The 13,515-nt window shown below is 39.5% G+C and carries 12 protein-coding genes; 5 read left to right on the top strand and 7 right to left on the bottom strand.

Annotation, left to right across the window (positions count from 1 at the left end; translation table 11 throughout):
- Positions 1-4: 4 nt before the first annotated feature.
- Positions 5-1,702: a RagB/SusD family nutrient uptake outer membrane protein gene (locus tag LXL81_RS01560; protein ID WP_234644946.1), complete on the top strand. Its 1,698-nt coding sequence runs from the start codon at positions 5-7 to the stop codon at positions 1,700-1,702.
- A gap of 134 nt (positions 1,703-1,836) precedes the next feature.
- Here LXL81_RS01560 and LXL81_RS01565 read toward each other — a convergent pair whose 3' ends face one another.
- Together LXL81_RS01565 and LXL81_RS01570 are read right to left on the bottom strand one after the other, a co-directional pair.
- Positions 1,837-1,980 carry a hypothetical protein gene (locus LXL81_RS01565; RefSeq protein ID WP_234644947.1) on the bottom strand — a complete coding sequence of 48 codons (144 nt, stop codon included), beginning with the start codon at positions 1,978-1,980 and terminating at the stop codon, positions 1,837-1,839.
- Positions 1,981-1,982: 2 nt separating this feature from the next.
- A complete protein-coding gene (locus tag LXL81_RS01570) occupies positions 1,983-2,432 on the bottom strand; it encodes a DUF6934 family protein (protein WP_234644948.1) in 450 nt (149 codons plus the stop codon).
- A 242-nt stretch (positions 2,433-2,674) separates the two neighbouring features.
- Here LXL81_RS01570 and LXL81_RS01575 point away from each other — a divergent pair, with 242 nt between their 5' ends.
- The 3 genes from LXL81_RS01575 (at position 2,675) to LXL81_RS01585 (ending at position 6,601) form a co-directional block, all read left to right on the top strand.
- A complete protein-coding gene (locus tag LXL81_RS01575; RefSeq protein WP_234644949.1) occupies positions 2,675-4,051 on the top strand; it encodes a DUF1080 domain-containing protein in 1,377 nt (458 codons plus the stop codon).
- A gap of 30 nt (positions 4,052-4,081) precedes the next feature.
- On the top strand, positions 4,082-5,422 hold the full coding sequence (locus LXL81_RS01580) for a Gfo/Idh/MocA family protein (RefSeq protein ID WP_234644950.1): 1,341 nt from the start codon (positions 4,082-4,084) through the stop codon (positions 5,420-5,422).
- Positions 5,423-5,560: 138 nt separating this feature from the next.
- Entirely contained in the window at positions 5,561-6,601 is a 1,041-nt protein-coding gene (locus tag LXL81_RS01585; RefSeq protein WP_234644951.1) for a PmoA family protein, read from the top strand.
- An 89-nt stretch (positions 6,602-6,690) separates the two neighbouring features.
- On the opposite strand, the gene LXL81_RS01590 is transcribed toward LXL81_RS01585, so the two are convergent.
- From LXL81_RS01590 to LXL81_RS01605, 4 genes are all read right to left on the bottom strand, one after another.
- Complete coding sequence (locus LXL81_RS01590; RefSeq protein WP_310589540.1) at positions 6,691-8,427, bottom strand: M14 family metallopeptidase; 1,737 nt, start codon at positions 8,425-8,427, stop codon at positions 6,691-6,693.
- 79 nt (positions 8,428-8,506) lie between these two features.
- Positions 8,507-9,214, bottom strand: a complete 708-nt coding sequence (locus tag LXL81_RS01595) for a hypothetical protein (RefSeq protein WP_234644952.1) — start codon at positions 9,212-9,214, stop codon at positions 8,507-8,509.
- Between the two features lie 120 nt (positions 9,215-9,334).
- Positions 9,335-9,841 (bottom strand): DUF1648 domain-containing protein, encoded by a 507-nt coding sequence (locus LXL81_RS01600; RefSeq protein WP_234644953.1) that lies wholly within the window; start codon positions 9,839-9,841, stop codon positions 9,335-9,337.
- Positions 9,842-9,863: 22 nt separating this feature from the next.
- Positions 9,864-10,997, bottom strand: coding sequence for a lipase family protein (locus tag LXL81_RS01605; protein ID WP_234644954.1), 1,134 nt, complete (start codon positions 10,995-10,997; stop codon positions 9,864-9,866).
- A 216-nt stretch (positions 10,998-11,213) separates the two neighbouring features.
- Between LXL81_RS01605 and LXL81_RS01610 the strand changes: the two genes are divergently transcribed.
- Complete coding sequence (locus tag LXL81_RS01610) at positions 11,214-12,470, top strand: sodium:proton antiporter (protein ID WP_234644955.1); 1,257 nt, start codon at positions 11,214-11,216, stop codon at positions 12,468-12,470.
- Between the two features lie 18 nt (positions 12,471-12,488).
- On the opposite strand, the gene LXL81_RS01615 is transcribed toward LXL81_RS01610, so the two are convergent.
- Positions 12,489-13,514, bottom strand: a complete 1,026-nt coding sequence (locus LXL81_RS01615; protein ID WP_234644956.1) for a hypothetical protein — start codon at positions 13,512-13,514, stop codon at positions 12,489-12,491.
- Between the last annotated feature and the right edge of the window lies 1 nt (position 13,515).

Here is a 13,515-nt window from a genome sequence, read left to right on the forward strand (position 1 = left end):
AAAAATGACACGGACATATTTATCAAAATCTTTTAAAACACTAAGCATACTGGCGTTCCTGTTCATAGGCCAGTCGTGTAAGGACCTGCTGGATGAAAAAGTAATTTCCAGCATTAGTGACGAATATATGACCACTGCCGCAGGTTTTAATTCTGCCTCCAATGCAGCGTATTCTTCACTGAGAAACTTTTATGGAACGGAAAGAGGGCTGTCGATGACGGAGTACGGAACTGACCTTTACTCAGCCGGTGCAGATGGTAGTTATAAAGGTTTTCACTTTTATGATTCTCAGCTGATCGGTACGGTAACTATTATTCAGGAAGTTTGGGAAGAGCTATATAAAGGAATAAATACCTGCAACGCTGTTATTGAACGTGCAGCAGGTGTAGCGGGTGTTACAGATGCTGTGAAAACACAAAGAGTAGCAGAAATGAAATTCCTTCGTGCACATTATTATTTCATTCTTTTTCAGGAGTTTGGTGGAGTCGATCTGCGTTTGACAGAAACGATTATTCCTACAAAAACAACAAAACGCGCTTCGGATGCAGAGATGTACGCAGCCATCATCAAAGATTTGGAAGAATCTTTGCCTGGATTGGAAAACAAAGCAAAATCTGCTGATTATGGTCGTGCTACAAAAGCGGCTGCCGAACATTTACTTGCAAAAGTTTACCTGGCCAAAGCCACATCTTCTGTAAAAGCAGCGGATGATTACTCGAAAGCAGCAACTTATGCCCAAAATGTAATCAATAATTACGGCTTCAAATTGTTACCGGATTTTGCCAGTGTGTTCGCACAGGGTGCCGGTGAAATTAATGATGAGGTTATTTTTGCTGTTCAGTATACTACCGATCCTCTGACCAATATATCTGATCCGACTACAAACGGAAATGGTAACAACCTTCACTTGTTGTTCGGTATGCAGTATGATGTGCAGGCGGGTATGGTGCGTGATATTTTTTACGGTCGTCCGTTTAAACGTTTGAAACCAACACCTTATACGTTAGAAACAGTTTTTAAAGACCGCGTGAATGATTCACGTTACAAGAAGACATTTAGAGATACCTGGCTTTCCAATTCTCCGGGTACCTTCACAAATGTTTTTGATAATTCTAAGAAATCGGTGACATTTAAGGCGGGTGATACCACGATCTTTATTCCGGGCGTGGAATGGACGCTGGCACAACGCGCTGCAAAACCTTATCAGGTTCTCGTACCAAGTTTATATAACCTTTCGCTTTTCCCGACGCTGGTGAAATTTATGGATCCGCTTCGTATTGATAAAACTTACGAACCAGGTAGCCGTGATTATCTTGCTTTCCGTTTGGCAGATACCTATCTGATGCTTGCCGAAGCACAAATAAAACTTGGAAAACCGGCTGATGCTGCCGCTTCAATTAATATGGTTCGTCGCCGTGCAGCTTTTGCAGGTAAGGAAACTGCAATGGAAATTACAGCCGCGGACGCGACCATGGAGTTTTTAATGGAAGAACGTGGACGGGAGTTATTAGGCGAGCAAACACGATGGCTGGATTTGAAACGTTGGGGTGTTTTGGTTGAACGTGTTAAAAAGTACAACACAGACGCAGTGGCCAATATTAAAGAAACACATAATCTGCGTCCGATCCCTCAAACACAAATTGATAGAAGTGATAAAGGAACTGATGGTGCTTCGGTATTTCCTCAGAATCCGGGGTATTGATTTTAGTGTTTTGTTGGAAGGATTAATGTGGTTTTAGAATACAGATATTTTGATATTCTATTTTAAAATCAAAGAAAAAGCTCTCATTTAGGGGGCTTTTTCTTTCATTTTACGCGAGAAGTCTTAATGTAATTTTAATTTTTTTCGGGAAGTTCAGGTAACTTTACATTAGCCAGAATTTTTTTAGCAAGTTCGACTTTCTCAGGAAATAAAATCCTTCCTCTGAATCTTTCAAGTCGCTTATTGATTTTGATGCTATTTATATTTTGTGTTTTCATTTTCAATGGTTTTTTCTTTTTACCAAAAATCCGATGTAGTTTTTATCAATAAGGTATTCTTCAAAAGTCTCATCAACCAATATCCCGTAAACGTAAAAATCCTTTTTAAGTTCCGTTAAGTTGTTTGTAATCCCCATGCGATACAACCGTGTTCTTACACTATTACTTCCAGTAGCAAACACCCATTTAGTAGGATATTTTTCTGTGAATGCGTAAAGCGTAGAAACTACTGTTGCTAGTACTTTTCTGCCGTCCCCATTATTTGTAACGATTTTATCATTTATTTCTTTTGTCTTGTTGTCATAGTCACCAAAAGCTAAATTGTAAATATTTTCATCACCTATTTTGGTATACTGGACAATTTTTCGAATGTTTCCTTTATTCCCCTTACTGGTAAATTCGAAGAAATGAAGTTCATTTTCCGTTTGATATTCATATCTGGGATATTTCACATTTGACTACATATACTGGTGTATTCTTATTCTAAGTTAGATTGTTATGAAGACGATTTCATTCAGGCAAAGTAACTTATTGATGAATACAAATTTTATTTCTCACAAAATCACTCCAAACCTTTCACCAATTTGTCAGGGTAAAAATGCCAAAATATCGTTATATAATTTAAACTCTTTCCTTCTTACTATAACCAATCAAAGTTATAATTTACAAACAGCCGTTTTGGCACTAATGCAATATGAAAATTAACAAAGTACGCATTACATTTTTGGCATTAATCTTATCAGTTTCAATTGCTAATGCCCAGAAGTCAAAAGACGGCTGGCAGAATTTGTTTAACGGAAAAGACCTGACCGGCTGGAAACAATTAAATGGAAAAGCAAAATATGAAGTAAAAGATGGCGCCATTGTAGGAACTTCTGTGGCGGACACACCCAATTCTTTTTTGACCACAGAAAAGGATTATGGTGATTTTATATTGGAATGTGATGTAAAAGTAGACAACAAACTGAACTCGGGAATTCAGATCAGAAGCCTTTCAACACCTGATTATCAAAATGGCCGTGTGCATGGCTATCAGGTAGAAATCGATCCGAGCGACCGGGCATGGTCTGGCGGACTTTATGACGAGGCGCGCCGTGGCTGGTTATATTCACTGGACATCAATCCGGAAGGGAAAAAGGCTTTCAAAAAAGATGCATGGAACAAATACCGTATAGAAGCAATCGGTAATTCAATCCGCACTTTCGTCAACGGCATTCCGGTTGCGGATGTGGTGGATGACATGACGCCAAGCGGATTCATTTGCCTGCAGGTTCATGCGATCGGTAATAAAGATAAGAGTCTTGAAGGCACGCAGGTGAGCTGGAAAAATGTCCGGATCAAAACAACAAATCTTAAACCTAGTCCAAAAACGAATATCCGGATTGTCAACCTGATCCCGAATACGCTTGTAGAAGCGGAAAAAGCACAGGGATGGAGTTTACTGTATGATGGTAAATCGGTGGACCAATGGACGTCCTATGCCGGTCCTGATTTTCCTTCAAAACGCTGGAATTACAATGACGGTACCATTACCATTTCAAAATCCGACGGTTCTGAAACAGGAAATGACATCATAACAAAACAGCTCTACGGACCAGCATTTGAATTTCAGTTTCAATTCAAATTGACAGAAGGTGCAAACAGCGGAGTGAAATATTTTGTTGATAAAAAGTTTAATTCAAACGGAAAATCCGGTGTCGGACTGGAATTTCAGGTTTTAGATGACGCAAAGCATCCTGACGCAAAAATGGGTAAAAACGGAAACAGAACCATTGGATCTTTATATGATATCATCACTTCTGAAAAGCCTGCGAATTCGATCAAAAAAATTGGTGAATGGAATCTGGGACGAATTGTAGTAAATCCGGATGGAACTGTTCAGCATTTTTTAAATAATCATAAAGTTGTCGAGTACGTTCGTGGATCGCAGGCCTTCAAGGATCTGGTTGCAGAGTCCAAGTTCAAAAACTTTGATGGTTTTGGTCTTTCTGAAAAAGGATATCTGCTTTTGCAGGATCATGGAGATAATGTTTCTTTCCGTAGCCTGAAAGTTAAGGTGTTGAGTAAATAAATTTAGTCTTTCAAAATTTCATTCATAATTATGACTACCAGAAGAGATTTTATCAAAAAAACAGCTTTGGTAACTGCCGGGGCAGCTGTAAGTATTAATTCAGTGAACGCATCAAGCTATCGCCGCATTTTGGGGGCTAATGATCGCGTACGTGTAGGGATTATCGGATTTTCTGACCGTTTCCGCAGTTCACTGGCTCCAAGTTTTGCGGAGCATTCCAAAGAAATGAATTTTGAGTTCATGGGCGTTTCAGATATCTGGAATCGTCGCAGAGACGAGGCTGAAAAGTTTATAAAAGGAAAAGGCTGGTCTGCCAGTGAATTCGTTAAAGCGCGTAATAACGAAGAGTTGCTGGCTCGTAAAGATGTGGATGCAGTCATTATCAGTACTGCTGATTTTCAACATGCGCTGCATTGTGTAGAAGCTGTAAAATCCGGTCGGGATGTATATGTCGAAAAACCTTTCGCTGAATCTTTGGCTGACGGGAAACTTGCGCTGAAAACGGTTGAGGCTTCCAAGCAAATTGTTCAGGTAGGTTCGCAGCGACGCAGTGCACCGAACTATCATGCCGCAAACGACTTTATCAAATCGGGTAAATTTGGTGATATTTCGATGGTTGAAATGACCTGGAATGTAAATCAGCCAGCAAGATGGAGACGTGCCGAACTGGTTTCTCAAATCAGAAAAGAAGATACCGACTGGGACCGTTTCTTATTAAACCGTCCAAAAACAGAATGGAATCCACGCCATTATCTTGAATTCCGCTTGTTTTACCCCTATTCGTCAGGTCTGCCCGGGCAATGGATGTCGCACCAGATTGATACCGTTCACTGGTTCTCGGGCCTGGAAGCTCCCCGTAGCGTTGTAGCCAACGGTGGCGTTTATGTTTGGAAAGATGGGCGTGTCAATGCAGATACTTTCTCAGCAACTTTTGATTACGGACCGTTTGATAATCCGGATAAAGGTTTCCAGGTAATTTATTCTGCACGTATGCACCAGGCAGCTGGAGATGTGAAGGAATACTATTACTCAAATGGTGGGATGATCAATCTGGATACCAATAAAATTACATCAGAAGGCGGATTGAAAGAAAAAGATGCAGCTGCAATGGGCATGAAAGCCAATCTGCTTCCTGAACAGTCTTTGAAAACTGGTGAAAAAATCTCGACAGATGCCAACACAGGATCTGATCCGATGACCTCGCTTCACATGCGTAACTGGATGGAATGTGTGCGCAGCCGCAAGCAGCCAAACGCGCCGGCACGTGCAGGTTTCAACCATTCGGTAGCCAATATTATGTCAACACAAGCTTTGCACACAGGTAAAAAAGTGACCTGGGATCCAAAGAAAAGCGACATCGTGCTAAGTTAAATTATTTAAACGCAGAAGTAATAGAGTTTTACGCAGAGTTACACAGAGTTTTTGTGTTAATATTAAAAAAATAATACCTCAGCGTAACTCCGCGTAAAACTTCCCTACCTCCGCGTTTAACTTTAAACTAAAATCCAAGTGAAGTTTAGATATACCAGTATTACGATTGCTGCTTTTTCTTTGGCAGTGACCGGCTTGGTTCAGGCCCAGAAGGTTGACCTGGTCGATAATAAAAAGGACAAAAAAGTAGAAATAAATATTGATGGGAAACCATTTACATCTTATTTCTATCCGGGTGAAGATGTTTTGAAAAAAGCGGTTTTATATCCTGTAATGACCGCGAAAGGAACTTTGATCACCCGTGGCTGGCCGCTGGATCCGCGTCCCGGAGAACGAATCGATCATCCGCATCATGTGGGGATATGGTTGAATTATGAGAATGTAAATGACAATGATTACTGGAATAACAGTGATGCGGTTGATCATGTAAAACATGCTTACGGAACGATCAGACATACCGGAATTACGTCCATGAAAAGTGGTAAAGATAAAGGTGAACTGACTGTTACGGCCGACTGGGTTGACAGAGATGGAAAACTGACTTTGCAGGAAAAAACAACATACATATTTTCAGGAAAAGGTACTACCAGAACCGTTGACCGTTTGACAACTTTGACGGCAGTTATAGATGCTGCGATGCCCGATGTTAAGGATGGTATGTTTGCGATACGTATAGCCCGGGAACTGGAATTGCCTTCTACAAAACCTGAAATATTTACGGATGCTAGCGGTATTGCAACCAAAGTTCCAACACTGAATAATGAAGGTATTACCGGAAATTACCGTAATAGCAATGGTATTACGGGTGAGGACGTTTGGGCTAAAAGAGCTGTCTGGTGTAATCTGACTGGTAAAATTAAAGATGAAGATATCAGTATCGCCATCATTGATCATCCTAAAAACGTAGGTTATCCTGCTTATTTCCACGCGAGGGGTTATGGTCTTTTTGCTGTAAATCCACTTGGACAAAAAGCTTTTAGTGATGGAAAAGAAGTTTTGAATTTTAAATTGAAAAAAGGAGAATCTACAACTTTCCGTTATCGTCTGGTTGTGGCCTCCGAACATCTTTCTGATGCTTCGATCAATGCGATGGCAACTGATTTTGCGAAAGTGAGATAAATAATTTGATGGTTTAATATTGAAAACGCCTTGAAAATCTGTCTGTTAAACAGAAATTTCGAGGCGTTTTATTGATTAAGGAATTTTATTTATTTTCCCATTACGCGAAAAACAGGATACCGTAAATATTCCTTCTCTCTGTAAGGAGAATTTTCATAAACAAATCTTAGCTGCGCATCTCCGCTTTTAGCAAAAGCTTCATCAGATTTTCTTTTGTCTTCCAGCAACTTTTGCAGTTCTGGTGATTTGCTCAAAATCTCCGCTGCCAGATCTTCAAAAACGTAACTGGAATAACCTTCCTTCGCCTGAAGAATGGTATCAAAGAAATTCCATTTGAAAAATGAATCTACTGCTTTTGGTTCAAGGGTCTCAACGATGTAACGGTTTGTCCATTGGTTTACAGGAATATACCAGTCGCCTTTTCTGAATTTCACCTTTCTATTTTCTGTCCGAAGTTCTGTATTTGTATGCCAGTAGTGCCCTTCAAAAGGTTGTTTTGGCGCATCGTAACTTTGGATATAGTAGACATCCACTTCACGCTCCTCATCTTTTTCAATCTGAGTCATTTGTACCTGATTCAATTTTAAAAGATCAATGACATTAAACCAGCCTTGCGGAATAATGTAGGCAACCGGCTTTTGAACTACATCCAACGGCTCATAAGTATCATAAAACGGCGCTTTCACATTCAAAGGTTTGGTACGGTCATAATGCAGACGATCTTTACCACTTACCTTACTTGCATAATACTCAGGCGTGTAACCTTTGAAATCAATTTCCGTAAACTTCTCTTTATTATTCTGCCAGGTAATCGCGAATTTTTCCTGTGTTTTCACCGCTTCTTTCGTGTCTTTCCGCATCTGCAAAACAGATTTTCGATATTGAGCCAAAACTTTTAAGTTTCCATGCAGATAAGCATAAGTTGCCTTTACACGTTTGTCATATGATTTAAGCATATGCGTTTCCGTCATTACGCCCAGCGTATGAAAAAGCGCAGCATAACCTGTTGAATAACGGGGCCAGTCAGGGAATTGAACAAATCCTTTGTCAGGCGTTTGTCCCCAGGAATTTACATAAGGTGTCGCTTCATAACCCGCCTCTTTCAGATATTTGTACATAAACGGAAGGAAAGTTTCTCTTTGAAATTTTCCCAAAGAGCCTCCCAGTTTGTCCTGTTGTGCGTAGTCCAGCGTCATCACGTATTGATAATCTGCGCCATTACTTACATGCGTATCAGCAAAGAGGTCCGGATCTAGTTCATGAAAAATAGCAGCAAAACTTTTTGCATTGCGGGTGTCATTTTTGATAAAATCACGGTTTAAATCATAATCCCGTGCATTCCCGCGAAACCCATATTCCACCGGACCATCCTGATTAACACGCGTTGTGTTATTGCGGTTAAGTGCTCCGCCAATATTATAAAAGGGGATAATGGCCAAAACAATGCTATCCATTTCCGGGAATTTTTCCGGGTGAAGTGCAATGTCGCGCAGCAAAAGCATAGACGCATCTACGCCGTCGGACTCGCCCGGGTGAATGGCATTGTTGATAAATAAAATCGCTTTCCCCTGCGCTTTTAATTTTTTGATATCGAAGATTTTGTTTTTGGAATAAAGAACCAGACTTAAAGGTTTCCCGCTATCCGTAAGACCTTTTTCTGTAATTTGAATTTGTGGAAAATTTTTGGCCAGAAGTTTGTAAAAAGCGATACCTTCTTCATAAGTCGGCGTTTCTTTTTCACCGCTTTTTTCAAAATGAGTTTGATACTGGGCAATGGCTGCTGTGGAGAAAAGTAGCAGTAATACCAGGAGTGTTTTTTGCATCATAGTTAATAAAAAATTGCATATCGACAATTTTACTGATAAGCCTGTCGATATGCAATTTCCTGAACTATTATTTGGCAAATTATTCTTCTTCCGTCACCAAAATGTCGGGATGTGATATAGCTTCATAATTATCCGCATATTTAATATCGTCTAACCAATAAGCAGAACTTACGATATCAAAGGTTATTTCATTAGCGTTTTTATCAACCGTTTTCAGTTCCCAGATAATATTTTTTGCTTCTTCGAAACTTGTTCCTTCCAATTGATCACCAAAAAGACGGTTCACCAAATTGTGATCAGACATTCCCTGAGCCAGAATTCTCACAATCGGAGCTTCGGGATTTTCTTCAAAAATGGATAAACTTTCCGGATTTTCAGCCGTAAGTTTTACTTGAAACTGCACAGCTTCGGTTCTTGGAAACTTACCATTGTAAGCATCATACAATAATTGGGTTGCCTTGTAAAAACGGGTATGTAAATCCAGTTTCGGATTTTCTTCCCATAATTTTTCTGTCAGCATCTGATGAGAAAGATTTTCTATCTGACCGTCCGTCAGTTCATCTTCAATCAAATATTCCAGAACAAGTTTCGCGGCTTCGGCTGGTTCATAGTCGGTAATCGACATGAAACACATTTCTTTTAATTCTGCCTCGCTGATTTCATCCGGATTAGCATAATCCATTTTTTCAAGCAAAGCCTTGTAATCGCTATTTTTCCAGGATCCCGGAATTTCTTTTATCGATGTAAAAGACGAAATTTCTACTGCGAATTTATTCTTATCTTCCATAAATCTGTTTATTGAATTTTCATTATGATATAACATTCAATCCCGAAGGTTGAGACGTCAGATTCAAGATTAAGTATCTCAAAAAAGAAAGTAAGGAAAACTGTGCCAGCGTTTATGATTTTATCTTTTATTTCTTGGTGACATGGTCCTTTTGAAATAGAAAGCAATAGGAAATAACAGTGAAACCATGACGATGGGAAGAAATAAAGACCCCAGACCTTTTACATGTCCGTCAACCACCAAATTTGTAACGACCAGAATATATATAAATCCAATCATCGCAATCAGGCGGATGAAGCGGATTGTCCTGATGGCAAAATCGAAATTTTTGTTAGGCACCAAGGTCGCTTTTGATGGATCAAAAACAAATTTGATCGATAGGGTGATACACATAAAAATGGCAGCCGCAATGGCAAACACTGCAAAAATCATGATTTTCTTACCAAAACCATCAGCATGACCAACCACATTAAAATGAAGCGGGATAATATCAGGGGAACGGAAATAAGTGAAGATGGTTATCAAAGCCAAGGCGATTAAACCAAACCAACCGGCGGTATCCAACATTTTGTCAACACCGGAAAAACTGGATTTTGCTGACGATTTTGTATTCTTAATCTTTGCCATTATTATTAATTTATGCGCAAATCTAATGTTTATATTGATCGATCAGATACAAATAGGGGCCTAAAAGATGATGCGCAAAAACATCCGTTTTTGAATCCGGGAAAAGTTTGTAATAGGCATCATCACCAAGCAAGGTAATTGTTGGACCAATTCTCACATAATCAGCTGTTTTAGCATAAACTGGTGGTTGAAATTCCGGCAATGTTTTCTTGACCATTTTCGAAACGTAGTTACCCAGATATTTTTGATAATTGCGCTGCGCCTTTTCGCTTGGTTTTTTTAATTGCTTGTAGGCATGACGAAGCGCAATTCTTGTGAAGAATTTTTGCTTTTTCAACACACCATCAATATTCCTGAATGGATTTGTTTCATTAAAATCTGATAAATTTTGAACTGAAAAAGGTGTTTGCGGAACCCAGTCTGCACCATTGATGATGTTGACACCCCAGCCACCGTCAACCAGACTTTCATATTCATAGGCATAATATACATTTCCCGCCTTTGGAGCGGCGCTGGAATAAGTTTTAAAACGAATGTCTTTTGGCAGAATATTCTGTTTTTGAAGACTATACAAATGCGAAGTCATCAGATAACTCAGCGCTCCTCCCTGGCTGTGACCCATAATAATAAATTCCTTAATTCCGCTTTTGTAACAGGAATCAATTTTTGGGATTATATCCCTGGCCAGATAAGCAATGCCGATCAGCCAGCCGACGTGCACTGCGGCCCGGGGATTTTCTGCCAGATGATATTTGAATGTAAAATTATTTGAAAGTTTCAGCTCGCCCTGGGCAGGCACCATGGCCGCATAAAAATTTTGCAGCCAGCTCACCGGATTCGTTGTTGTTCCTCTGAGATTAATCACAGCCACCGCAGACTTTGTATTCTTCCACAAATCCCATCGGTTATCCATCCCCACTATTGGTGAGTTATAGACGGATTTAAAATGAACTGGATATGGAATTGTATTTTTAGTTGTATCGTAAAGTCGTGCATGCATTCTTATCAGTTCAATGTATTCCGCCTTGTCAAAACCAGGTTTTAAAATTGTGTTTTGAGCATTTACAGAAGCAAAGAAGTTAAATACAAGAATTGCCGAAAAGACAAACCCAGCGATTTTTTTCAAGTGAAGGAGGAATGGACGAAGTGTGATCATAGCGAATGTTGAATGTGTAGTAAATATATTAATTAATGTTACTGAAAGAATATCGCGTTAGTTAACGGCCCATATTTGTAAATAAATTTGTCTAAAACCATGTTGCATTTGACTTTTTTCAATTATTAGAATACACTTAGAGTTTGGTCATAAGCGTACCTAAATTTTTATGGCTGCTATTAATTTTTTATTTTAGCCAGTCTAAAAAATATTTTCATGGAGTTATACTATTCATTTTCTGTTCTTATTGTAATATCTGCGGTCTTTGCCTATCTCAATGCGCGTTTCCTGAAATTGCCTGCTTCTATCGGTGTTATGGTCATCGCGCTCATGGTTTCTTTGGGGTTGCTTGCCACGGATAATATATTTCCGCACACCTTCGACAGGATCACCACTTTGCTGCACAGCATCGATCTGACCGAAATTCTGATGGGTGCGATGCTTAACTTTTTGCTTTTTGCTGGTGCTATTCATATCCATTTGGAAGATTTAAAAGAGCAGCGAATACCCGTTATGGTTTTCTCAACCGTCAGCGTTGTCATTTCCACTTTTGCGATTGGTTTTATGATGTATGAAATCCTTCCCTGGCTTGGATTGGGTATTCCATTTATTCAGTGTCTCGTTTTTGGTGCGCTCATTTCGCCTACGGATCCGATTGCCGTGTTAGGTATTCTGAAACAGGCTGGTGTTCCGAAGTCTCTGGAAACAAAAATCGCAGGAGAATCACTTTTTAATGATGGAATGGCCGTTGTGGTTTTTATTATTATGCTTGCGCTGGCAAGAGGTGAGGAGGTCAATACTTCGTTTGTTGGGATATCAACGCTTTTGGCAAAAGAGGCCCTGGGAGGAATTTTGTTAGGGGTGGTGCTGGGTTTTATAGGTTCTCATGCCAATAATAAGGTGGATGGCTACAATGTGCACGTGCTGATCACACTCGCGATTGTGATGGGTGGGCATTTGGTTGCCGAGGCCATGCACATGTCAGGGCCGCTTGCCATGGTTGCAGCCGGACTGATGATCGGGAATTATGGTAAAAATCTGGGTAATATTACAGCAACGGAACAAGATTATCTCGACAAATTCTGGGAGCTGATCGATGAAATCCTTAATGCACTTTTATTCCTGATCATCGGTTTTGAATTGTTGTTGATCAAGGATTTAAGACAATATTTCTGGCTTGGGGCTATTACGATCGCGGTCGTATTATTTGCCCGTTTTATTTCAATTTATATTCCTGTGAGAATTATCCCTTTCCAAAAACGTTTTGGAAAACAATCCATTATTATTCTGGTTTGGGGAGGTTTGCGAGGCGGCGTTTCCATCGCGCTGGCTTTGTCAATTGATGATGATCTCAACAAGAATTTGCTTCTGGCAATTACTTATTTTGTCGTTCTGTTTTCAATTATTGTACAAGGCCTCACAGTTGGAAAACTGACCGGGAAGATTGATGAAGTTGAAGATGAAATGATTTAAGGAAGGATGACACAGGAATTAAATGTTTTCCTGTGTCATCTTTTTAATCAGTGTATTGGTTTTGTAAAGCCAGATATCCTGCGCCTGGCATGTCCAGTGGGAATCGCCTCGTAAATACGCTTTTTCCTTCATTTTTCTAAAATCCGGAAGCACATCAATGTAAGGAATATCAAGTTTTGGATGGGAATAAACTCTGCTGATCAGATTATTATAATTGCCATATTCGGGCATAAGGACTGATACTTTATTTGGAATAACAGACAAAATCACATGATCAAAACCTAGTTTCTGTGCCAGTGCTTTGCTTTTTGATACATTTCCGACAATTGAATCCACCTCAGAATCTTCAAGTTCTGTAAATGCAGAAGTGATGGCCGGTGTGTCCGTATCCAGATAATAGACAACGTCTTTGTCATGATTGACCAGTGTAACTTTTTTGTCTGCTCTGTGAAATAGGTTGAAAGTAAATGACGCTTTCATTTCTTTCAGTTTCAACAATAAATCATTTTGAAAAAAGACAGCGTCAAGCCTTCCTTCGGTGCCATCGGATGAAAATGCAAGGTCCAGCTTGTTCATAAACGAAGGTTCCGGCCCTTTTAAAACAAATGTGTTAGAATCAGATATCAGGTTATGGATTGGCGAAACCATCTTTTCCCGAAAATGTCTTTCAACACTTTCAAGCAAGAGAATATTGATAGCCGAAGTATCCGTTTTCAAATGCAGAATGTTATCCCAATGCACATATTGATATTGATCTACAGCAAAATCTTCTTTTCCGACACGTTCTTTTTCCGTAAAGCTGTCACCAATTATGTATAAATGAATTTTTTTTGAGCCATTATTTTTCTCAACAAAAACCTGTTTGGGGCATTTTTTAACCGGATCTTTAAATTGCGGTAAATTCGATAAACGGTATAAATCCCCGAAACGATAACTGTCTTTGGTCAGATTCCATTCGTCCAGTTTTGTCTTCAATGCCGGACTTAATCCCACAAGCCAGACAAAGGAAAATAGTATTAAAAATATGTATTTTAAATATTTCATA

This window comes from Dyadobacter sp. CY356 (assembly GCF_021440195.1).
Classification (GTDB): Bacteria; Bacteroidota; Bacteroidia; order Cytophagales; family Spirosomataceae; genus Dyadobacter.